The organism is Snodgrassella communis (assembly GCF_914768045.1).
Taxonomy (GTDB): Bacteria; Pseudomonadota; Gammaproteobacteria; order Burkholderiales; family Neisseriaceae; genus Snodgrassella; species Snodgrassella communis.
Genome location: NZ_CAJZCD010000011.1, coordinates 28,609 through 50,629 on the forward strand (window position 1 = coordinate 28,609; position 22,021 = coordinate 50,629).

At 45.1% G+C, this 22,021-nt stretch carries 22 protein-coding genes, 1 pseudogene and 1 riboswitch; of the genes and pseudogenes, 7 read left to right on the forward strand and 16 right to left on the reverse strand.

What is annotated here, in order from left to right; translation table 11 throughout:
- Nucleotides 1-39: 39 nt before the first annotated feature.
- The gene (locus MJ761_RS09515; protein ID WP_176715103.1) at nt 40-210 is read right to left on the reverse strand and encodes a hypothetical protein; all 171 of its coding nucleotides are present in this window, start codon (nt 208-210) and stop codon (nt 40-42) included.
- 182 nt (nt 211-392) lie between these two features.
- Here MJ761_RS09515 and MJ761_RS09520 point away from each other — a divergent pair, with 182 nt between their 5' ends.
- Entirely contained in the window at nt 393-554 is a 162-nt protein-coding gene (locus MJ761_RS09520; RefSeq protein WP_218060232.1) for a VOC family protein, read from the forward strand.
- Nucleotides 555-854: 300 nt separating this feature from the next.
- Here the strand turns inward: MJ761_RS09520 and purB are convergent, their stop codons facing one another.
- From purB to queF, 5 genes are all read right to left on the reverse strand, one after another.
- Entirely contained in the window at nt 855-2,225 is a 1,371-nt protein-coding gene (purB, locus tag MJ761_RS09525) for an adenylosuccinate lyase (RefSeq protein WP_093093381.1), read from the reverse strand.
- A 67-nt stretch (nt 2,226-2,292) separates the two neighbouring features.
- On the reverse strand, nt 2,293-3,105 hold the full coding sequence (locus MJ761_RS09530) for a glycosyltransferase family 2 protein (RefSeq protein WP_093093383.1): 813 nt from the start codon (nt 3,103-3,105) through the stop codon (nt 2,293-2,295).
- A gap of 59 nt (nt 3,106-3,164) precedes the next feature.
- A protein-coding gene (gene prfB, locus MJ761_RS09535) for a peptide chain release factor 2 (RefSeq protein ID WP_100098616.1) occupies nt 3,165-4,269 on the reverse strand; the annotation gives its coding sequence in 2 pieces (ribosomal slippage) (nt 3,165-4,187 and nt 4,189-4,269; 1,104 coding nt in all).
- A gap of 128 nt (nt 4,270-4,397) precedes the next feature.
- The gene (locus MJ761_RS09540; protein ID WP_093093385.1) at nt 4,398-5,057 is read right to left on the reverse strand and encodes a 7-cyano-7-deazaguanine/7-aminomethyl-7-deazaguanine transporter; all 660 of its coding nucleotides are present in this window, start codon (nt 5,055-5,057) and stop codon (nt 4,398-4,400) included.
- Between the two features lie 101 nt (nt 5,058-5,158).
- Complete coding sequence (queF, locus tag MJ761_RS09545) at nt 5,159-5,629, reverse strand: preQ(1) synthase (protein ID WP_093093387.1); 471 nt, start codon at nt 5,627-5,629, stop codon at nt 5,159-5,161.
- Nucleotides 5,630-5,635: 6 nt separating this feature from the next.
- Nucleotides 5,636-5,680: riboswitch (PreQ1 riboswitch) on the reverse strand.
- A gap of 269 nt (nt 5,681-5,949) precedes the next feature.
- Between queF and aroG the strand changes: the two genes are divergently transcribed.
- Entirely contained in the window at nt 5,950-7,005 is a 1,056-nt protein-coding gene (gene aroG / locus MJ761_RS09550) for a 3-deoxy-7-phosphoheptulonate synthase AroG (RefSeq protein WP_093093389.1), read from the forward strand.
- A gap of 89 nt (nt 7,006-7,094) precedes the next feature.
- Here aroG and ftsX read toward each other — a convergent pair whose 3' ends face one another.
- Both ftsX and ftsE read right to left on the reverse strand, forming a co-directional pair.
- Nucleotides 7,095-8,006, reverse strand: a complete 912-nt coding sequence (ftsX, locus tag MJ761_RS09555; RefSeq protein ID WP_093093391.1) for a permease-like cell division protein FtsX — start codon at nt 8,004-8,006, stop codon at nt 7,095-7,097.
- A complete protein-coding gene (gene ftsE, locus MJ761_RS09560; RefSeq protein ID WP_093093393.1) occupies nt 8,003-8,656 on the reverse strand; it encodes a cell division ATP-binding protein FtsE in 654 nt (217 codons plus the stop codon). The genes ftsX and ftsE overlap by 4 nt, the downstream gene beginning before the upstream one ends.
- A 137-nt stretch (nt 8,657-8,793) precedes the next feature.
- Between ftsE and grxC the strand changes: the two genes are divergently transcribed.
- Both grxC and secB read left to right on the forward strand, forming a co-directional pair.
- Nucleotides 8,794-9,057 (forward strand): glutaredoxin 3, encoded by a 264-nt coding sequence (gene grxC / locus MJ761_RS09565; RefSeq protein ID WP_093093395.1) that lies wholly within the window; start codon nt 8,794-8,796, stop codon nt 9,055-9,057.
- A gap of 85 nt (nt 9,058-9,142) precedes the next feature.
- Complete coding sequence (gene secB / locus MJ761_RS09570) at nt 9,143-9,607, forward strand: protein-export chaperone SecB (protein WP_093093397.1); 465 nt, start codon at nt 9,143-9,145, stop codon at nt 9,605-9,607.
- Between the two features lie 76 nt (nt 9,608-9,683).
- Here the strand turns inward: secB and MJ761_RS09575 are convergent, their stop codons facing one another.
- On the reverse strand, nt 9,684-10,979 hold the full coding sequence (locus MJ761_RS09575; protein WP_093093399.1) for an MFS transporter: 1,296 nt from the start codon (nt 10,977-10,979) through the stop codon (nt 9,684-9,686).
- Nucleotides 10,980-11,183: 204 nt separating this feature from the next.
- Here MJ761_RS09575 and MJ761_RS09580 point away from each other — a divergent pair, with 204 nt between their 5' ends.
- Nucleotides 11,184-12,200, forward strand: a complete 1,017-nt coding sequence (locus MJ761_RS09580) for a sulfate ABC transporter substrate-binding protein (RefSeq protein WP_093093423.1) — start codon at nt 11,184-11,186, stop codon at nt 12,198-12,200.
- Nucleotides 12,201-12,296: 96 nt separating this feature from the next.
- Here MJ761_RS09580 and cysI read toward each other — a convergent pair whose 3' ends face one another.
- Nucleotides 12,297-14,066, reverse strand: a complete 1,770-nt coding sequence (gene cysI / locus MJ761_RS09585; RefSeq protein ID WP_093093401.1) for an assimilatory sulfite reductase (NADPH) hemoprotein subunit — start codon at nt 14,064-14,066, stop codon at nt 12,297-12,299.
- A 164-nt stretch (nt 14,067-14,230) separates the two neighbouring features.
- On the opposite strand from cysI, the gene MJ761_RS09590 reads away from it, so the two are divergent.
- Nucleotides 14,231-14,440 (forward strand): DUF1653 domain-containing protein, encoded by a 210-nt coding sequence (locus tag MJ761_RS09590; protein ID WP_093093403.1) that lies wholly within the window; start codon nt 14,231-14,233, stop codon nt 14,438-14,440.
- A 697-nt stretch (nt 14,441-15,137) separates the two neighbouring features.
- On the opposite strand, the gene mnmE is transcribed toward MJ761_RS09590, so the two are convergent.
- The gene (gene mnmE, locus MJ761_RS09595; RefSeq protein ID WP_093093406.1) at nt 15,138-16,514 is read right to left on the reverse strand and encodes a tRNA uridine-5-carboxymethylaminomethyl(34) synthesis GTPase MnmE; all 1,377 of its coding nucleotides are present in this window, start codon (nt 16,512-16,514) and stop codon (nt 15,138-15,140) included.
- Nucleotides 16,515-16,589: 75 nt separating this feature from the next.
- Nucleotides 16,590-16,916: an FKBP-type peptidyl-prolyl cis-trans isomerase gene (locus tag MJ761_RS09600; protein ID WP_093093408.1), complete on the reverse strand. Its 327-nt coding sequence runs from the start codon at nt 16,914-16,916 to the stop codon at nt 16,590-16,592.
- Nucleotides 16,917-17,019: 103 nt separating this feature from the next.
- Here MJ761_RS09600 and MJ761_RS09605 point away from each other — a divergent pair, with 103 nt between their 5' ends.
- Entirely contained in the window at nt 17,020-17,955 is a 936-nt protein-coding gene (locus tag MJ761_RS09605) for a D-2-hydroxyacid dehydrogenase (protein ID WP_093093410.1), read from the forward strand.
- A gap of 6 nt (nt 17,956-17,961) precedes the next feature.
- Here the strand turns inward: MJ761_RS09605 and MJ761_RS09610 are convergent, their stop codons facing one another.
- From MJ761_RS09610 to MJ761_RS09625, 4 genes and pseudogenes are all read right to left on the reverse strand, one after another.
- On the reverse strand, nt 17,962-19,149 hold the full coding sequence (locus MJ761_RS09610; protein ID WP_093093413.1) for a DUF2827 domain-containing protein: 1,188 nt from the start codon (nt 19,147-19,149) through the stop codon (nt 17,962-17,964).
- Between the two features lie 76 nt (nt 19,150-19,225).
- Nucleotides 19,226-20,356 carry a DUF2827 domain-containing protein gene (locus MJ761_RS09615; protein WP_093093415.1) on the reverse strand — a complete coding sequence of 377 codons (1,131 nt, stop codon included), beginning with the start codon at nt 20,354-20,356 and terminating at the stop codon, nt 19,226-19,228.
- Nucleotides 20,357-20,359: 3 nt separating this feature from the next.
- Nucleotides 20,360-21,505: a DUF2827 domain-containing protein gene (locus MJ761_RS09620; RefSeq protein ID WP_093093417.1), complete on the reverse strand. Its 1,146-nt coding sequence runs from the start codon at nt 21,503-21,505 to the stop codon at nt 20,360-20,362.
- 97 nt (nt 21,506-21,602) lie between these two features.
- Nucleotides 21,603-22,021, reverse strand: a pseudogene (locus tag MJ761_RS09625) (hypothetical protein); the annotation flags it as partial.

The following is a 22,021-nucleotide window of genomic DNA, read 5'->3' on the forward strand; positions in this document are numbered from 1 at the left end:
AAAGAAGCCTAAATCTTAAGATTTAGGCTTCTTTTTATATTAAGCGTACTGGATTAATTTCCAAATGACAGCTTTATTTTGATAGGGAGGAAATGTGTTATTTATAGCAATAGGAGCCGTTGTGGACGGCTGTCCTTTGACTTCCCAAATACCACTTTCAGGACATTTTTCGCCTGTTTTACATTCAGTTCCTAAAGGTACTTTAGACATATAATTTCTCCTAATATAAACATCGAATTGATGCACTAACAAGATATAAGCAAAATTTACAATTTCAAGACAAGATATAGAATTTTTCTTTTTTATAAAATAAATTGTAATTTCGATCTATCTAGAAATTAAACTTAATAAATATTAAATTATCATATCAATTTTATATCAATGTGCTTGGTATGCAGATAAGTACCTTCGCTGATAATCGCACTGCGCTGCATTTTGGCCAGATGAAAATTAATTTACACCAGCTGGGACATGAATTTAAGCGAAAAGCACAGCACCCTACCCTAGGCTTAGCGATTTGTATTTTATTATTGAAGAAACACTGGATGAAGTAATGTCCATTATGCATCAGCATAATATTCCACTGAAACCAGAACCGGTGCCTGTGGAAAAATCACTTCGATTTATATTTATAATCCGGATAATAAACTGATTAAGCTAGTAAATTATCCACATAAATGATAAGTGCCAATTAATTTCTGCTAAGTTATCCACATCTGGATAAAGTCGATGCCAGTAATAGTGATTCGGTATTTAATTGTGCTGCTGTTTTAGTTGTGGTGAGAAAGTTTCTCTTGTATTCAGATAAATAATAACGGTGGGCAGAGTGCCCACCGTTATGTCTGAAAAAAGATTTAAATCCGTTCAGCCAGTTCTTGCGCCTTACCGACATATAATGCAGGTGTCAGTGCCAGTAACTGCGCTTTTGCAGTCTCCGGAATAGCCAGTTGATTAATAAACACCTGTAGGCTTTCAGGTGTGATGCCGTGCTTACCACGAGTGAGCTCTTTGAGCTGCTCATAGGGATTGGCGACTCCGTAGCGGCGCATAACTGTCTGAATCGGTTCGGCCAGTAATTCCCATGTGGCATCCAGATCTGCGGCAAATGCAGCCGGATTGACTTCCAATTTGTTCAGACCACGCAAATGGGCTGTTAGCCCCAGTATGGTATAGCCAAAACCCACGCCCATGTTTCGTAATACGGTACTGTCGGTTAAGTCACGCTGCCAGCGTGAAATCGGCAGTTTTTCGGCCAGAAAGCCCAGAATGGCGTTAGCCATGCCCAGATTACCTTCTGAATTTTCAAAATCAATCGGATTGACTTTATGCGGCATGGTAGATGAACCTACTTCGCCGGCTTTCACTTTCTGCTTAAAGTAACCAATAGAGATATAGCCCCAGATATCGCGGTTAAAGTCAATCAGGATGGTGTTTATGCGGCTGATGGTCTGGAAAAACTCGGCCATATAATCATGTGGTTCAATCTGAATGGTATAGGGATTGAAAGTCAGCCCTAGATTGTATTCAACAAAACGGCGGCAATGTCCTTCCCAGTCTATATCGGGATAAGCCACTAGATGGGCATTGTAATTACCTACGGCTCCATTGATTTTACCCAGAAACTGCTGTTGTTGTACGGACTGAATCTGGCGCTGTAACCGTGCCACTACGTTAGCAATCTCTTTGCCAAGGGTACTGGGTGTGGCTGGCTGTCCATGAGTACGGCTCATCATTGGTAAGGCCGCATGGGTATGTGCCAGATTACGTAATACGGTTATGAGTTGGTTAAGCTTAGGCAGTAATACTTCATCTCGCGCCTGTTTCAGCATCAGGGCATGTGACAGGTTGTTGATATCTTCACTGGTACAGGAAAAATGAATGAATTCACTGACGGCCAGTACTTCGGGCACATTGGCAAAACGTTGTTTCAGCCAGTATTCAATGGCTTTTACATCATGATTGGTGGTAGCCTCAATGGCTTTAACCGCCTGAGCATCTTCGAGAGAAAAGTCGGTAATGACGCGGTCAATTTCGGTAATGGTAGCTGCACTGAATGGTGGTACTTCGCTGATTCCGGCTTCGGCTGCCAGTGCTTTGAGCCAGCCTAGTTCTACCTGTACGCGCGCATGCATCAGGCCATATTCAGAGAAAATCGGCCGCAGGTCGGCAACTGCCGGCGCATAGCGCCCATCCAGAGGAGATAGGGCGGATAACGGATTAATCATGTTTCTTCTACTTCCAGAGTTATAAAAAGACAAAATTCAGTTAATCATGGCACACGGTGAGTACCGGTTAATCTGTAAAAAGCTGTAACGCTTGTTTACCAGGATTGGCATAATCCAGTATCTGGCGTAAATTCTGCAAACGTTGCACTATGGTTTGTGTAACGGCATTTGCCTGCTGCAATGCTGCATCATCACAGTCTGGACGATTCTGCCCGAACAGCATGGCATCAAGCAGTTTACGTACATGCATGCTGTCATGACCATAAAAATCAACACCAATATCAGCCATCCCGGCCTCATCAAAGAGGGTAGCCACCATGCAGCTTTCTACGGTAGCCAGACCAAGGGCGCCGTCTTCGCCACCCAGACGTCGAAAAAGCGCATCAGCCGGAAAGCCGCCACACGCCAGAAAATAAGCACGGTTAAAAACTGTATTGGTAGCCGTAATCATTTCGAAAGTACGCCAGACCAGAGCAAATTGCACATGCTGGCGATAATGTTCCGGAATATTGTGCCCGTTTACCGGCAAACGCAGCAAACCAGTCTGTGGGCGAAAGCGGAATACAGCACTGGCTGCCTGTAGCGCATGGGTCTGATAGGCATCATCAGCATCGAGAAAAGCAATATGGCTGCTGGCAGAAAGTAATGCTGCCCAGTTACGTGCCAGTGCAGCCCCACGGTTAGTGGCCAGAAATTCTGCCCGAATCTGTTGCGGATACCGCTGCTGCCATTGCTTAATCAGGCTGGCAGTATTATCGGTAGAAGCATCATCAACCAGCCACAGACAGCCCAGTTCCGGCTGTACCAGCACACTATCAATTGCCCGCGCCAGTGTATTTTCTGCGTTGTAGCAAGGAATGATGACATCAATGCAGCTCATGCTGGTACCTTAAAATTTAAGGCTGCCCAGATACAGCAGGCAGCCTTGTAGTCCCTTATTTAAACACCTTGTTTCAAGCTGGCTTCAATAAAACCATCAAGGTCGCCATCCATAACTGCCTTGATATTGCCAACTTCGTAGCCAGTACGCAAATCCTTGATACGCGATGAATCGAATACATAAGAACGAATCTGGTGTCCCCATCCCACATCATCCTTGCTGGCCTCAAGATTCTGTTTTTCTTCATTACGACGACGCATTTCCAGTTCAAATAACTTTGCTTTAAGCATATTCATTGCTTCTTCGCGGTTGCGATGCTGTGAACGGTCATTCTGACACTGCACCACAATGCCGGTAGGCTCATGAGTAATGCGTACGGCTGAGTCGGTTTTGTTGATGTGCTGTCCGCCGGCGCCAGATGCACGGTATGTATCTATGCGTAAATCTGCCGGATTGATTTCAACTTCAAAACTGTCGTCTACCTCGGGATAAACAAATACTGAGGCAAACGAAGTGTGCCGTTTGTTATTGGAATCAAACGGTGAATAGCGTACCAGACGATGGATACCGGTTTCGGTACGCAGCAATCCATAGGCGTACTCACCATCCAGCTTGATGGTAGCCCGGTTCACACCGGCAATTTCGCCCTCGTCTTCTTCGAGAATTTCTACTTTAAAGCCTTTTCGTTCGCCATAGCGCACATACATGCGCAATAACATGCCGGCCCAGTCTTCCGCTTCTGTGCCACCGGCACCGGCAACAATATCAATAAAGCAGTTGTTGACGTCGGCCGGCTGGTTAAACATACGTTTGAATTCCAGTTGTGCTACTTCTTCCTGCAAGGCGGTAATATCTGCCTGTACTGCAGCAAAGCCGTCGGCATCATTTTCTTCTACGGCCATTTGCAGCAGCATACGATTATCTTCGATGCCGCTATGCAGGTGATCCAGTGTCAACACAATGCCTTCAAGTACTTTGCGCTCTTTGCCTACTTCCTGCGCTTTTTTAGGATCGTTCCACAACTCAGGGTCTTCTGACAGACCAATTACTTCTTCCAGTCGGTCTTTTTTGCCAGCGTAGTCAAAGATACCTCCGTAAATCGTGACTACGGGATGCCATATCATCTAGGATATTGTTTAACTGATTAATCTGCTCCGCTTCCATGATGTTCTCTTAGCCAGATATTTGAAAATAGGCGCGTATTATAACAGAAGCAGCCATGGCCATCAGGCCACTTTCAAAGTGGCCTGATGAGAATAAAAAATGATGAATTGAACTGATTCACAGAAATTTTATCTGTTTACCGTATGCGGTGCTAAAGCGGTCAGCCGGTGCAATAGATAACGCAGCACAATTCCATAAGTCGGTAAAAAGAAAAGTGCAGCAACGGTAATTTTAAAGGCATAATCCGTCAAAGATATCTGTAACCAGTTGGCGGCCATAAATGCATCCGGCGAGTGGTAAAAAGCCACGGCAAAAAACAGTAAGGTATCAACTGCGCTGCCCAGAACAGCAGAGGCACTGGGTGCCGGCCACCAACGCTGACATTGGCGCAGCCGGTTGAATACCAGAATATCCATCAGCTGGCCGACAACATATGCGCTAAAACTGGCCAAGGCAATCCGTGCCACAAATAAATCAAAATGGCTTAATGCGCCCCAGCCCATCCAGTGCCCATCCTGAAATAACACGGAAATGGCATAGGAAAACAGCAATGAAGGCAGCATTACCCAGAAAATAATTCGTCTGGCCAAGCCCGAGCCGAAAATCCGTACGGTTAAATCCGTAGTAAGAAAAATGAACGGAAAGGTAAAAGCACCCCAGGTGTTATGTAAGCCAAACAGGGTAAAGGGAAACTGTACCAGATAATTACTGGCCACAATCACCAGCATGTGCCAGAAAGTGAGCCAGCGCAGTGCCTTATGGCGCTGCGCAGCAGAAAATTCATACATATTTGTTCCTGTCAATCAACCAGCCATCATCGCGTCAGATAGCGAATACCACGCCAATGCGCAGAGTCTGACAAAAGCTATCGTAATGCGATGTGCGACTATTATTTCACTTGAAATTGAAGTAAACGCTGTACTGCCATATCGCTATAGCGCGTATCAGCTTTACCGTAATTAGCATATGGATGAATGGCAATACCGCCGCGCGGTGTAAATTCACCATATACTTCGATATATTTTGGCTGCATCAGGGCAATCAGGTCTTTCATGATAATGTTGACACAATCTTCATGAAAATCCCCATGGTTGCGAAAGCTGAATAAATACAACTTTAAAGATTTACTTTCCACCATGCGCAAGTGCGGTAGATAATTAATATAAATGGTGGCAAAGTCGGGCTGGCCGGTTTTCGGGCACAAGCTGGTGAATTCGGGACAGATAAATTTAACGAAATAATCGTTATTGGGATGTTGGTTATCAAAGGCTTCCAGTAGCTCCGGCGCATAATCACTACGGTATTCTGTATGCTGATTACCCAGCAAGCTTACTGTGCCCAGATCATTTTGTACACGCATATAGTTGATTTCCTAGTTTTTTAATGTGGGAGGTTTACGAACCACAGGGTGGGCGATTATATCCGAAATTTACTTGGAATTAAAATCATAGTTGCAATATTTTAATTATTGTACAAAGGCAATAAAATGGTTATTTTTAATATGTTATTCTAATAATATGTTTAATTCAGGTACAAATACTGATTATCTGCCATGTAAATTAATTTTGAAGCAATAATATAGCTATTCAAAAGTTTGAGCCTTGCTTTTTAAGCATTTTCATTATAGCCTGATAGGCAAATGATTAAAATTTACAATAATAGAATTAGACAGGAATTATTATGAATCAGGTAGCATCACGCTCAACAGATGACGTTAGAATTAAAGAAATCAAGGAACTGTTGCCACCCATTGCGCATTTATATGAACTACCCATTACTGAAAAAGCTTCTGAAATAGTACACAATACACGCGATGCCATTGCTAATCTGGTACACGGCCATGACAAGCGTTTACTGGTCATTATCGGCCCGTGTTCTATCCATGATCCAAAAGCTGCATTGGAATATGCACAACGGTTGAATGTATTACGCGAAAAATATGCGAAAGAGTTGCTGATTGTGATGCGGGTTTATTTTGAAAAACCACGCACCACCGTAGGCTGGAAAGGGTTTATCAACGATCCGCATATTGATGGTTCCTATGATATTAACTACGGGCTGCGTCTGGCTCGCAAATTATTGCTGGAGCTGAACAACATGGGTATGCCGGCAGCCACAGAATTTCTGGATATGATTACCCCGCAATATTTTGCCGATCTGATTTCATGGGGAGCAATCGGTGCCCGCACCACAGAAAGTCAGGTACACCGCGAGCTGGCTTCCGGTTTAAGCTGTCCGGTAGGCTTTAAAAACGGTACTGATGGTAATCTGAAAATTGCCATTGATGCCATTGGTGCATCCAGCCATCCGCATCATTTCCTTTCCGTCACTAAAGCAGGTCATTCGGCAATTGTGCGCACCAGTGGCAATCCAGACTGTCACATCATTTTACGCGGCGGTAAAGAGCCCAATTACAGTCATGAATATGTGCAGGCAGCAGTGAATGAACTGAACAAACATCAGGTAACACCTAACCTGATGGTTGATTGCAGCCATGCCAACAGCTGCAAGGATTATCGCCGGCAAATGGAAGTGGCACAGGATATTGCTGCCCAGATTCAGGCTGGTGAACAACATATTATGGGCGTGATGGTAGAAAGTAACCTGATGGCCGGAAGACAAGACCATCCGGTAAATTATGGCCAGAGTATCACCGATGCCTGCATCGGCTGGGAGGAAACAGAAACCATGCTTACTCTACTGGCACAGGCAGCACAGGCGCGTCTGCAAAAATAATTTATATAGATTACCGGACTGTTCACAGACACCAATTTTTGCTGATAAGACCTACTCAAAAATATCCCCGCTACTTGCGGGGATATCTTTTACTGTACAGATTTAAAACTGAGCAAATGCTGGCGGGTGGCCAGCCATGCACCCAGCATACCCAATCCACAGACCACTAGTAAGATGGCCAGCACTTCCCAGAGATTGAAAAAACGCCAGACAACATGTACACCATATGGCTGCAAGATGTCACTGAGTAAGGGCTGAGTCTGGCTATTAAGCCAGTAACACAATCCGATACTGATGGCTGCGGCCAACAGGCTTTGCCAGATGGCCAGATACAGAAATGGCCGCCGGATAAAAGACGCTGGAGCTCCTAATAATTTAGTAATTTCGATTTCTTCGCGGTGACTGAGAATCTGCAAACGAATAGTGTTATAGGCTACCAGTGCAAACGCCAGCCCCAGTGTAATGGCCAGAAACCACAACAGCTGATGGACAAACCGATTCATCTGATACAGGGTTTGCATCCATTCAGCGTCCATTTTTACACTCTCTACCATAGGTAGCTGTGCCAGCTGTGCCTGTAATGCAGCGACTTCCTCTGGCGTATCCACTTGCGGAGTAACAGTAAATGCATCTGGTAAAGGGTTGCTGTCAAGCATTGAAATCAAGTCCTGATTACCCATACTGTGCTGTAACTCTTCCAGCCCCTGCTGCTTACTCACAAACACTACTTTTTCCAGCTGTTTATTGTCCTGTAAGGCTTTTTTTACAGTCTGATTATCACTGTCCTTAGCATCAATCTGCATATACAGCGTCATGGTTGGGACTTCATTCATCTGTCCCAGTAGTTGCTGCCCACTTTGTACCCCAAGGTACAAAGCCAGCGGTAAAGTCATGGCAATCGCCAGCATGAGTAAAATCAGCATGGTTGCAACCGGCTGACGCAGCAACTGGCGTAATGCTTTACAACCAGCCTCTTTATGCAGTGAGATAAACTGATTCATGCGTATAACCTGCCTTCCTGCAAGCGGATAATACGGTGTCCATAATCAGCCATTAATGTTTCATCATGTGCTGCTACCATCACCGTAGTGCCGGCCTCATGAAATGTTTTGAACAGCTCCATAATATCCAGTGCATAGGCTCTGTCCAGATTGGCCGATGGTTCATCAGCGATCAGCAAACTGGGCTGGTGTACAACAGCACGTGCAATACACAGCCGCTGCTGCTCACCACCGGACAGCGTAACTGGATCCGCCAGCTCGCGCCCGCTCAGCCCAACTTTTTCGATTGCCACCCGAGCCCTGCGCTCTGCCTGTTTACGCTCATAGCCGGTAATACGCAACGGTAACATTACATTCTGCAATACATTGCGGTCAAACAACAATTTATGATCCTGAAACACAATACCGATATGCTGGCGCAAATAACCAAGCTGGTTGTCATTCAGACGTCCTAAGTCCTGATTATTCAGCCACACTTTTCCCTTGGTTGGTTTAACAATACCGCTAATCAGCTTAAGAATGGTTGACTTACCTGCTCCAGAATGGCCGGCAATAAAAATCATCTCACCTTTGTTGATAGAAAAACTGAGGTTTTTCAGTGCAGTAAAACCGCCCGGATACGTTTTTGAAACCTGCTCAAAACGAATCATCTGTATATGTCCGTTTGTTATATGAATATTGGTCAATTATACCGCAGCATACGACCAAAAAAAGCATACGCCTGTTCAGTATTGCCAGTTCGCGGTATGCTACTCTATTCTATCTGTACATACACAAGGAAACTGCAATGCAACCGATTACCATATATACCACAGGTGTATGCCCTTATTGCCAGATGGCCAAAGCATTACTCAAGCAGAAAGGTGTAACCGATACCGATATCAATGAAATCCGCATTGATACCGACCCACAAACCCGTGAACAGATGATGCAGCGTACTGGCCGTCGCACTGTACCGCAGATTTATATTGGTGAAGTACACGTTGGCGGCTTTGACGATTTGAATGCATTGAACCAAGCAGGTAAACTAGACGCACTGCTGGCAGGCTAAACACGAACTATTTTTTTCTCATTCGTCCAGCATTGCTGGATTAATCTGCAGCATTAACCTTTATTCCATTGTTGAAAGAAAAAGCATGAGCAAAAAAGAAGAAGCAACAGAACAAACTACACAACAACCGGTATTCAGCATTGAAAAAGTTTACCTGAAAGATTTGTCACTAGAAGTACCACATGCACCACAAATCTTTCTGGAAAATGGCGAGCCACAAATCGAAATGCGCGTAACTTCTGCCGCTGAAAAACTGGAAGACGAATTTTATAATGTAACCGTAACTGTAACCGTTACGGCCAAAATGACCGAAGAACGTGTTCTATTCCTGAACGAAGTAGCACAAAGCGGTATTTTCCGTATCGCCAATATTCCTGAAGATGACGTGGAAATGTTGCTGGCTGTGGCTGCACCAAACATTCTGTTCCCATACGCACGTGAAACCGTATCCAATACCATTACCCGCTCTGGCTTCCCACCTGTCATGCTGGCTCCGATCAACTTCGAAGCAATGTATCAGGCTGAACAGGCTAACGCAGGTAACGCCTGATTGTAGATAAAAAAACTGCTTTATCCCAGTGCAGCAAACACTGTGGATAAAGCAGTTTTTTGTGGCGGCTACTGCATCAGCGCTGATAACGGCACTGAAATACACAAGCAGTCAGCAACCCCAGTACACATAAAGGCAAAATATAATACATGCCGCCAATCGGACTAAAGCTGCTTAGCCATTGCACCAGAGGCAGTGTTAAAGCGCCAACGACCGCATAAGCCACATTATAGGAAAAAGAAATACCCGTAAAGCGAATAGCTGGCGGAAACATCCTGATCATAGCCGCAGAAACAATACCGGCCACACCAGTAGCCAGCCCCAGCAGCATATACAGAGCAAAAATCATACCCTCACCGTACTGCCCCAGAGCCGGATAAAATACCGCAGCCATCAAAGCAGTAAACGCAATCCCGCCAATCAGTATCCGCCCCGTACCTATACGGTCGGCAAGTAAACCATACGTCACACAGCCAAGCATTTGCATCACAATAGCCATACTCTGCATTTCAAATGCCTGAGTACTGGAAAAACCAAAGCTGCCGGTTAATAATTGCGGCATGGCCAGCAGAATCACCATCACACAGCCTGTTAGAAACCAAGTGAGCAGCATACCAATCACAACAGCACTTTTATGCTGTTTAATCAGCATTTTAACCGGCATCTCCGTTGCTAACTCCTTACGTTGCTGCATGGCCTTGAAAACCGGTGTTTCACGCAGATAACTGCGTAAATACAAAGTCAGCAAGCCAAACAAACCGCCCAGAATAAAGGGAATACGCCATGCACCCTCCAGAATCTCAGCATTACTGAAATGTTTTGCCATCACCTGCGCAATCAGTGAGCCGAGTAAAATGCCCAGCGACAGACCTGCGGTGAGAAAGCCATTGGCCATACCCACATGTTTTTCAGGCACATGTTCGGATACAAAAGTCCATGCTGCCGGAATTTCGCCACCAATCGCCACGCCCTGTATCATGCGTAATAGCAACAACAATATTGGTGCAGCATAGCCGATAGTAGCAAAAGTAGGCATCAGCCCCAGAAACAGCGTCGGCAGCGCCATCATCATAATAGACAATGCAAACAACCGTTTACGACCAAGCAGATCACCAAAATGTGCCATCACAATGCCACCCAGCGGGCGGAATAGATAGCCAGCAGCAAAAATACCATAGGTATTGAGCATTGCCCAGAACGGATTTAACCCAGCCGGAAAAAACAGTTCAGACAGTACCTTGGCATAAAAAACATAAATCACAAAATCATAAAACTCCAGCGCGCCACCAAAGGATGACAGCATAAAAGTACGCACATCTTCCCGTGTCAGCAGCTTTCTATCGGCTGCAAGCTCTGCATTCTGGCTCTTCATGTAACTTTCTCAATCAAACAGATTAAAATCAAAAGCGGTTTATAACAGCCCCGGCGAACTTTTTCAAATCCACCGCACCTGCACTTGGATATCCAGCCAAAACAGCACCTAGTTTTTAGTTATAAAGAAACAAAAAAACAGTATTTCCATCCTCACACCAGCATTGCTACATTAAAACATTCGTCTACAAACAAAAAAACTGGTATGAACATATTTCGGTACCATCGCCTGTTACTGACAATATTGGCAGGCTTAGCAGCATGTGATAGCAATCATAATAAAACAACCCTGCTCAATGCTTCTTACGATGCCACACGCGAGCTATACCAACACTACAATACAGATTTTCAGCACTACTGGTATCAGCAAACCGGACAGAAAATTCATATTCGCCAGTCCAATGGTGGTTCCGGCAAACAAGCTATTGCCGTGCAAAACGGCCTGAAAGCTGATGTTGTAACACTGGCACTGGCCGGCGACATCCATGCCCTGAATCATGGCAAAAAAGCATTACTGCAACCGAACTGGCAACAGCGTTTACCCCATAATAGCACCCCCTATACCTCTACCATCGTCTTTCTGGTGCGCAAAGGTAACCCCAAAAACATCCATGATTGGGGAGACCTGATTCAGAACAATATCCAGATCATTACCGCCAATCCAAAAACATCAGGCGGAGCGCGCTGGAATTTTCTGGCTGCATGGGCTTGGGCCAGACACCAGCCCGACGGTAACGATACCAGTGCTCAGGCATTTTTGCGCACCCTGCTCCAGCACGTACCCATGATGGATACCGGCGCGCGTGCCGCAACCATTACCTTTACTCATCGCCAGCTGGGTGATGTATTACTGACATGGGAAAATGAAGCCAGACTGGCACTCAAACAGGCGCCAGACGAATTTGAAATCATTACTCCATCCTTGTCTATTCTGTGCGAACCTCCGGTAGCAGTAGTTGATAGCAATATGACCACCCCCAACAAGCGCAGACTGGCCAATGCCTATCTGCAACACTTATACAGTGACAGCGCACAACGACTGATTGCGCAAAGCTATTTCCGGCCGGTTAATCCCAAAATCTTGGCCGAATACCGCCATCAGTTTCCCAGTCTGCAACTGGTTAGCATTGATAAAGAATTTGGTGGGTGGACAGCAGCTCAACAACGTTTTTTCAGTGATGGCGGCATATTTGACCAGCTCTATGCCAGCCCGAAGCCATAAATTAAAAATATCAATATTAAAATGGTCTGAATCAGCCATTTAGCTATCCAGACCATTTACTTCGAACCCAGTAACACAATTCCCCAGCCTAATTCCTCATACAGACACCTTGTCTGCATCCCAGAAATCAACAGCAGCATCCAGCACCGGTTTGACAATACCGACACGAATGGCAAAATCACCAAAAGCTTCAGCAGAATTACGTTCCTGTGCCCAGCGTGCAATCCACTGCTGCAAGATAACCAGCACCTCATCAACCGTAATATTCTCACGGAACAGACGAGGAATACGCGTACCGGCACGATTACCACCGACATACAGATTGTAGCGGCCGATTGCCTTACCAATCAGCCCAATTTCAGCCAGTAATGCACGGCCACAATTATTCGGACAGCCTGTAACACGCAGGATAATATGCTCCTGCGCCAGACCATATTGCGCCATTAACATATCAACCTGATCAATAAAGCCAGACAAAAAACGTTCAGATTCAGCCATCGCCAGCGGACAGGTTGGAAAAGCAACACAGGCCATACTGTTTTTGCGCTGCTCCGTAATCCCATCATCAATCAGCCTGAATTTCCGCGCAACCCGTTCAATTTCATCCCTATCTTCAGGCAGAACACCAGCCACAATCACATTCTGATTGGCAGTCAGCCGGAAATCACCCTTATGAATTCTGGCCAGCTCACGCATACCTGTTTTCAGCGGCCGATCCGGATAATCAAGCAAACGCCCATTCTCAATAAACAAAGTCAGATGCCAGCAGCCATCTTCACCGTGTACCCAGCCAATGCGATCACCGCGTTCAGATAATTCATAAGCACGGCTGGCTGCGAATTTAAAGCCCTGCCGCCGCTCAACCTCCTCCTTAAATACATCTACCCCCACACGCTGCAAAGTATAACGTGTGCGCGCATTCTTGCGATCACTACGGTTACCCCAGTCACGCTGCGTTGTCACCACCGCCTCAGCACAGCGCAGTACCTGCTCTGCCGGAATAAAACCAAAATCCTTGGCTGTATTAGGAAACGTACGCTGATTACCATGATCGATAGACAAACCACCACCCACCAGCACATTAAAGCCAACCAGTCGGCCGGCTTCGCCAATGGCTACAAAATTCAAATCATTGGCGTGTAAGTCCACATCATTCAGCGGCGGAATAACCAGCGCAGTTTTAAATTTGCGTGGTAAGTAAGTCTTGCCATTAATCGGTTCTACCGCATCATCACTGGCCCCCTCCGACAAAGGTGCAGCCTGTTCCGAGCTGAGCACCTTTTCCCCGTCCAGCCAGATATCAGCATAAGCATGTGTCCGTGGCAATAAATGCTCAGAAATCCTGCATGCCCATTCATAAGCCTCCCGATGCAGACTGCTTTCAACCGGATTACTGGTACACAAAACATTACGGTTAATATCACCAGCCGTAGCAATCGAATCCAGCCCCAGCTGATGCAGCCACTGATGCATCGGCTTGATATCGTGTTTCAGCACCCCGTGAAATTGAAAAGTCTGACGCGTAGTCAGGCGAATACTGCCATACAGCGTATGTGCAGTAGCAAATTCATCAATCCCCAGCCACTGTTTCGGCGTAATAATTCCGCCGGGCAGGCGACAACGCATCATCACATTTTTCAACGGCTCCAGCTTAGCAGCCTGTCGCTGCGCACGTACATCACGGTCATCCTGCTCATACATGCCATGAAAGCGAATCAGCTGGAAATCATCACCATTAAACCCACCGGTAATTCCATCATCTAAATCAGCAGCAATCTCACCATACAAATAATTACTTTCACCTTTCAGGCGCTCATTGTCAGACAATGGCGCATCAGGCATTCTGGCACGTGGGTCATTATTCATCTACAGTATTCCTTAATATGGCATCTTGTTATAATTCATTCAAAACATTGTATAATTAATCAGCAAATAGCCAAAAGAATACCGAGTTGTAATCAAAGAGATTTTAGTTATATCACCCGCAGCCATAACACATCGGCTGCATTCACCCAGCGCAGGAAACATATATGCAACGTGGCATTTACCAGCATTACAAAGGCAAGCTGTATCAGGTTATCGGAACGGCACGCCATAGCGAAACCGAAGAAGAACTGGTTATCTACCAGTGTCTGTATGGTGATTACTCAACATGGGTACGCCCCAAAAGCATGTTTATCGAAACCATAACACTCAATGGCCAGACCCTGCCAAGATTTGCCCTTCTACAGCCGCTGTAGCCTGATACGTACTCCCTGCCGGGTTTATTATCACAACCATGCCTTACCTGATTCATCTACTTTTTTTAGAGTTAAATCGATCTTATCCCTGAAAAATCGTATGCATTAATATTGGCATTTTATTCAGAATAATAACCCGCATAAAAATAAAATAGCGCCCTGAAGAAATAATCTTACTGATACTACTTCTGCCCAAAATAACCCTTACTCAATATGCCTTATCAATATGGATTCATACTATCAGCAGGTGGCATCACCAATGCTTCACCAGCAGACCTGCTACAACCAGAATATTTTATATTCTACTGATTTTGCCACTTAGCTGTTGCTCCACCACCTATTGAAAATTGCCATATTGATCATTGAAACTTGAGCACCCCCGTAAATTAGCCAGAAACTTAGTAATAGTCATTGTGTGGATAACAAATATAGTTATCCCTAAACGCCAGAAAATTTAATCAGACTGATAAATATCAACAACCTTAATCAGTATGGATTCTGAATATATAAGCGATCCACTGTAGCTGATTAAAAGTGTTGGATAGACTTTATCCTTTTTATACTTATAATTTTTTGGAACAGACTATCCGCAACAATTAATCTTTTCATTTTATCAGTAGAGCAATTATTGTATTCATATAAAAACAATAATTAGTACTGCCAGCAAACAACCACCTTCCGGCAAAAGGATAAAAACTTACTTACCAATACAGAAGCGGCTGAAAATCACCCCCAGCAGATCATCAGCACTAAACTCACCAGTAATTTCATTTAATGCATTTTGTGCCAGACGCAAATGTTCTGCAAATAACTCAATCTGATTATCCTGACACATACTGGCATTCACCAGCTCCTGCTGAGCCTGTTCAAGTGCCTGAATATGCCGTGTTCGTGCCAGAAACAGCCCTTCACTTTCCCCCTGCCAGCCTACCTGCTGCAACAACGCCTGACGCAGCAACTCAAGACCAGTACCCGTTCTGGCAGACAGAGCAATCACCTGCCCGGCATCTGTAAACGCCTGTAGCAGACCGGTTTCACGTGAAACACTTGCCGCAGCTTCCCCAGTTAAATCAATCTTATTATGCACCTCAATCTTGCGTAAACCAGCTGGCAACTGCGCCAAAATCGCCGCTGTAGTGGCATTAATACCTTCACGCCGGTCAACCAGTACCAGCGCCACATCTGCCTGCTGTATCGCCTGCTGACTGCGTTCAATACCAATACGTTCAACCACATCCTCAGTTTCTCGCAAACCGGCTGTATCAATAATATGTACCGGTACACCATCCAGCGTAATCTGTTCCCTTACCATATCCCGTGTCGTGCCAGCAATATCAGTAACAATTGCCACATCATCACCAGCCAGCGCATTGAGCAGACTCGACTTACCCACATTGGGTGCTCCTACCAGCACCACATTCATACCTTCACGCAACAGCGCGCCCTGTTGTGCATGCAGCAACACCTTATCCAACTGGCTGCGTAACTGATCCAGCTTGCCGCTGGCATCTGCGGCCTGCAAAAAATCAATATCTTCCTCCGGAAAATCCAAAGTTGCCTCTACCAGCATCCGCAAAGTAATCAGCTCATCTACCAGCCGGTGAATTTCCTGCGAAAAAGCCCCTTTCAGACTGCGTACCGCCATACGTGCTGCTGACTGACTAGAAGCATCAATCAAATCTGCCACACTTTCAGCTTGTGCCAGATCCAGCTTATTATTTAAAAAAGCACGTTTAGTGAATTCCCCCGGCTCAGCCAGCCGTGCACCAAGTTGCAGACAGCGTTGCAATAACATCTGTAATACCACCGGCCCGCCATGTCCCTGTAACTCAATCACATCCTCACCAGTAAAACTGGCCGGTGCAGCAAAATACAGCAGCAAACCATTATCAATAGCCGCATTCTGCTCATCAACAAAATCCGTATACATCGCCCTACGTGGTACAGGCGTTTTGCCACCACTTAATTTTTGTGCCAGAGGCAGTAGATTTTTACCGGATAAACGCACTACCCCCACACCACCGCGCCCAGGCGCGGTTGCAATTGCAACAATAGTCGGATTATTCTCCATCATCAAAACCCCAGCTCATCAAAACAGTTCAGGCAGCCTGAAACAGCTGCCTGAACAAAACCTGCACACAACTGCAAATCAATCATCAACCTGCAATAATTCCACATCAAAAATCAGCGTAGCATCAGGCGGAATCACTCCGCCAGCACCACGGCGGCCATAGGCCATATGTGGCGGAATAGTCAGCTTACGTTTACCGCCAACCTTCATCCCCTCAAAACCTTCATCCCAGCCAGCAATCACCAAACCAGCACCCAAAGTAAATGTGAACGGCTGCTGCCGGCTAACACTGGAATCAAACACCGTACCATCTTCCAGCATACCAGTATAATGTACCGTAATTTCCTTACCCTTTACAGCTTCCCGGCCACTACCTTGCTGCAAGTCTTCAATCACCAAATTCATACTCATACATCCTTGGCTAACAAATTAGCGTACACTGTAACACAGACACATAACCCATGCATGTTATTGTCTATAACAATCATTTCATTTATCAGGAGACAACATGAATACTTGCGAAATTGTTTTTCTGGATCGAGCCACCCTACCCGAATTTCCATTTAACTTTGATTTTCCCCATCACATCACCAACTACAGCCACAGTAGTCCGGATCAGGTAGCTGCCCGAATCGCTCAGGCCAATATTGTCGTATCCAACAAAGTACGTATTAATGCAGATGCCATCAACAATAGTCCACAACTGCAATTAATTGCTGTACCCGCTACCGGTCTGGATCACATTGATCAGCAGGCAGCACAACAACGTAATATAGACATCCGCAATGTCCGTGGCTACGGTAACGATACCGTTGCCGAACATGCAATGATGCTGATTCTGGCTTTAATGCGTCAGCTACCCGCCTACCAGCGCGATGTAGCGGCTGGATTATGGCAAAACAGCCCGTTTTTCTGTCATTTTGGAGCGCCTATGCGTGATCTGAATGGTAAAACACTGGGTATTTTCGGCAAAGGAGGCATCGGGCAGGCATTAGCAGAGCGTGCTCAGGCTTTCGGTATGCATATTCTCTGGGGGGAACACAAAAATGCCGCCAACTGCCGTCATGGTTACACACCATTTACCCAGCTCATACAGGAAGCCGACGTCATATCCCTGCATTGCCCACTGAATGAACAAACCCGTAATCTGATTGATGAAGCAGAATTAAAAATGATGAAACCACAGGTCATACTGATTAATGTCGGACGTGGTGGTCTGGTAGCAGAACAGGCTTTAGTAGCCGCATTGAAGTATGGCCAGTTAGGCGGAGCAGGCGTAGATGTATTGAGCGAAGAACCACCCGTACATGGTAATCCATTACTGCATGCTCAGCTACCTAATCTGATTGTTACTCCGCATATGGCATGGGGCAGCGAAGAAGCCATACAGCGTATCTGCACCATGCTGGAGGATAACATCAATACTTTTATGCGTAAAAAATAATAGCAATTAGCGTAATGGTCTGGCCACTACTTCTGCCAGCAAAGCAGAATAGCTGGCCACCAGATCAGAATTATTCGGCAGGAAGCGGGCGATCTGCTGCCGCTGATCATACATATATTGAGCTGCGTTATAGGCATGATTGCTCATCGCTGCAAGCAACTGTTTGGCACCTGCCTGCACATCATTGCCAGCATAATAATAACCCAGATCTGAAATCAGCTCGGCATTGTGAATCAGAGGATAACCCTGCCAGCACACTTCCAGATAAAAATAGTTAAGCGGATTTTCCCACTGATGAGAAATCACCGCATCAGTATTGGTAGCCAGAAATGTTGGCGTATCATAACGACCCAGAAATACCGACTTGTGATTCTTCACAATATCCAGCTGATTCATCAGCGCAATGAATTCCATCGATTTTTGCGCCATCGGCAAAGTATTGCAAACCTGCAGAATATTAATGGCTTCCGGTTCACTACGATACGCCATTTCAGCAATCAGAATCGGGTACAGACAGAACTTCACCACATCAATATTCGGTTCCATTATCGACAAGCGCCAGCCCTTGCACGAATCCGGCTGCTGCCATAAGCCCTCAAATGGCATGGCTGCGGTTTTCTGAAGCAGAAATACCGGACTCCATACAAACGGTACCACACGTGCCTCATGGCGACGGAATACCTCAAAATACGCCCGACTGCAATTGGCAACCTGTGGAATCATCCAGATATCATCATAACGCTGGTTAATGAACAGATTACCACCACCCATATCACGGGAAAACAAAACTGCTTCCATCATATGGATATATTCAAAACCACAGCAATAAGAAATCAGGCGTACGCCCCTGTCCTTAATGTAGGCCGTCTGCTCAGCATTAATCTGTCCACCAAGCTCAATTAACACATCAATCTGATCTTTAGCTTCAACAAAACTTTTAGTCGGCCATATCTCCAAATCCCATGGCAAACCTGATGTAATCGGCACATCAGTTGTATTTACCAGCACCACAGAGCTTACATTAGAGCAATTTTTCAGTGCATCAGCGAGAAAAACAGCATTCTGTTTTATACCATTATTCCACAACGTTTCTTTAGGGTGGCCCAAACCAATGGTAATCCCAATACGCAAACGTGCTGGCGTAACGTCCTGACTATGGCTGGAAACTAAATTCGGAGCATTAGATAAATTCATAATTTCAATAGAAATGTTTTATTGCTGGCTGGTTTTATGTATACATTATACTAAAGAGTAAGCACAATTAGCGTATCTAGGCTTTAAACAACGATTCAAGTGCTTCAGTATAACTGCGGACGTTACATTCTGCTTCAGGATCTAGCGTAGCCAGAAAAATATTTGCCTGTTCACGGTAACTGGCAAGATTTTCATCATGCATTTTATATGCATCTGCTAATGACTGCCCACCTTCTTCACAGTCAAAATCATGATAGCGATATCCGCAATCACCAATCAAGTGTGAATTATGAATCAGCGGATAGCCACCATACAAAGCTTCATAATAAATATAATTCTGCGCATTTTCCCATTGATGGCAAACAATCGCTTCACAATAACTGGATACAACCTGCCAGATTGGATAACGACCTTCAAACGAAGTTAAGCCATGCCGAATAATATCCAAACTTTGAGCAAACAGATTGAAAGTATTCTGTTTTTTCAGATTCAACGTATTACAAACATAAATATGCTCAATAAAATCCGGATTCAGCCGATGCGCACTTTCACAGACCAGCATAGGCATATAACTGGTTTTCACCATACACATATTAGGTTCGAATATACCAATACGCCAGCGTTTGCGACCAGGCTGATATCCAAACTGTTCGCCCTCTGGTAATTTTTCACAGGCGCGATTCAGAATAACCGGGCTCCATAAATGAGGCATAATCCTTACCGGCGCACGAAATGTACTGGAGAAATATGGCATACAGGTTTTTTTGTATTCCGGTAGTGTCCAAACCTCATCATATGGCGCACCCGTAATCAGCAAAGCAGATGGTTTATCGAACAGCATACGTTCAATATCAATCACATAATCATTACCTACCCGCATACTAACAACTTTACCACCTTTGGCCTTGAAATCTATCATCCATTCCTTGGCCAGCTGGGCACTCATTTCAATCATGACATCCAGCTCATTTATGGCACTGGCCATATCAATTACCGGCACCGGTGAATCCTGCAGAAAATTCATTGCATCCTGCATATCACCATCGCCGGAGCCTGCTACCAGTACCACATTATCAACAATCGGTGATTTTTGTAATAACATCGCCAGAAACAGACAATTTTGGAAAATGCCGTTTTCCCACAGCGACTGTGCTCCTTTACGCACATAAATCGAAACACCTACACGAAGTGAAGACACAGACGACATGAATTAACCTCTTAATAATTCTGGACGATCAGCACACAGATTAGACAACAGTTGTGCATGGGCAGCGATATTAGCTTCAGCTAAAGGCGCAGTAGCTTTAAATAATGCCTGCGAGGCCTGACGCTGACTATCCAGATTTTCCTCATGGTGCTGCCAGGCCAGAGTCAGTTGTCTGCCCGCTTCAGGTGCATCAAAATCCGGATAATAATAGCCAGCATCAAACTCTTTTAACCACGGCGAATTGTGAATCAGCGGATAATCACCATACAGCGCATCCAGATACAGATAATTCTGGTCATTACACCACTGATGTGATACCACAGCATTCGCATGCTGCGCCATAAATCCAGCTATATCATGGCGGCCATAAAAACAGGCTTTGTGCTCCTTAACCAGATTCAGCGAATTAGCCAGATACAGCATAGTCAGATGTTCTTTCATATGCAGCGTATTGAGCACATGCATCATACCTATTGACTGTGGCTGTTGGCGATAAGCCTCATCACAGGCCAGCATCGGAATGGATGAAGTTTTTACAACGGAAATATTGGGCTCAAAAATGGCTACATTCAAAGGTGTTTTAACGCCATCATGCAAATTGCTGCGCCAGCCAAAATGGAAACCAAGCTCACCAATTTCCTGTTTGCGTTTGGATACAAACATCGAATCCCACAGATATGGCGTAACATGTACCGGACAGCGATACATCGTACGCAGCATAGGAATATAAGCCTTATCTTTTGGTAACAGCCATACCTCATCAGAACGGTCTACTGGCGGAAAATTGGTCGATTTTTCAAATATATTATATTCCACCAACCCTACATAAGGCTGGCCAACACAATAAAACACCACCTTTTTCCCGCGAGTCCGCTGTAAAGCCAGCCATTGTGGATTTAATGCGCCTGCCAGTTCAATAATGACATCGAAAGCATCGCCCGCCTCCTGCTCCGACATCAAACGCAAATCAAATAAATTTAAATCAACTTGTTCAGCCATACCCGGCTGCCCGCCCACATTAATCAAATCAACTGATTTAACAAATGGGATAGCCTTCAGACTTTGAGCCAAAAATATAATATTCTGACTCATGCCATTTTCCCAGATATTCTGGTTAGCATGAGTGATAACAGAAATACCGATGCGCATATTAATCCGTATTCTTAGTAATAATGCTATTACTGATAAACAAATAAGACTTCTGGACTTCACAGAAGGAAGACCAGAAGTCTACTCAGCTATTTTTTTACCACTTAAAGCCGATTACCGAGTTAATAGCTGCTTCCTTACCAGTGGTGGAAACACCTGCACCCCATGTAATTTTGCCGTCTTTACTTGCGGCCTTATAGTTTATACCAACGGCACCATAGCTACGGTATGCACCCACACCGATACCTACAGTCTGTTCGCCAGCACCTACAGATGGCAGATAAGCACCAGACAATGCCATGGCCATTGCCGTACCTGAATAGGCACGACGCTCAACATGGTGAATATTGTCATTTAACTGGTTAACATATTCATTTATTTTGCTAACCTGATTATCCACACTCTTAAGCTGAGCCACATTCACAGCATCTGTGTCGTCAAAACCTGCCGCAACTCCGGTTATCTGACGGTATTCTTTTTTCGATGTATCACCTACCGATACCGCGCCTTTCGTAC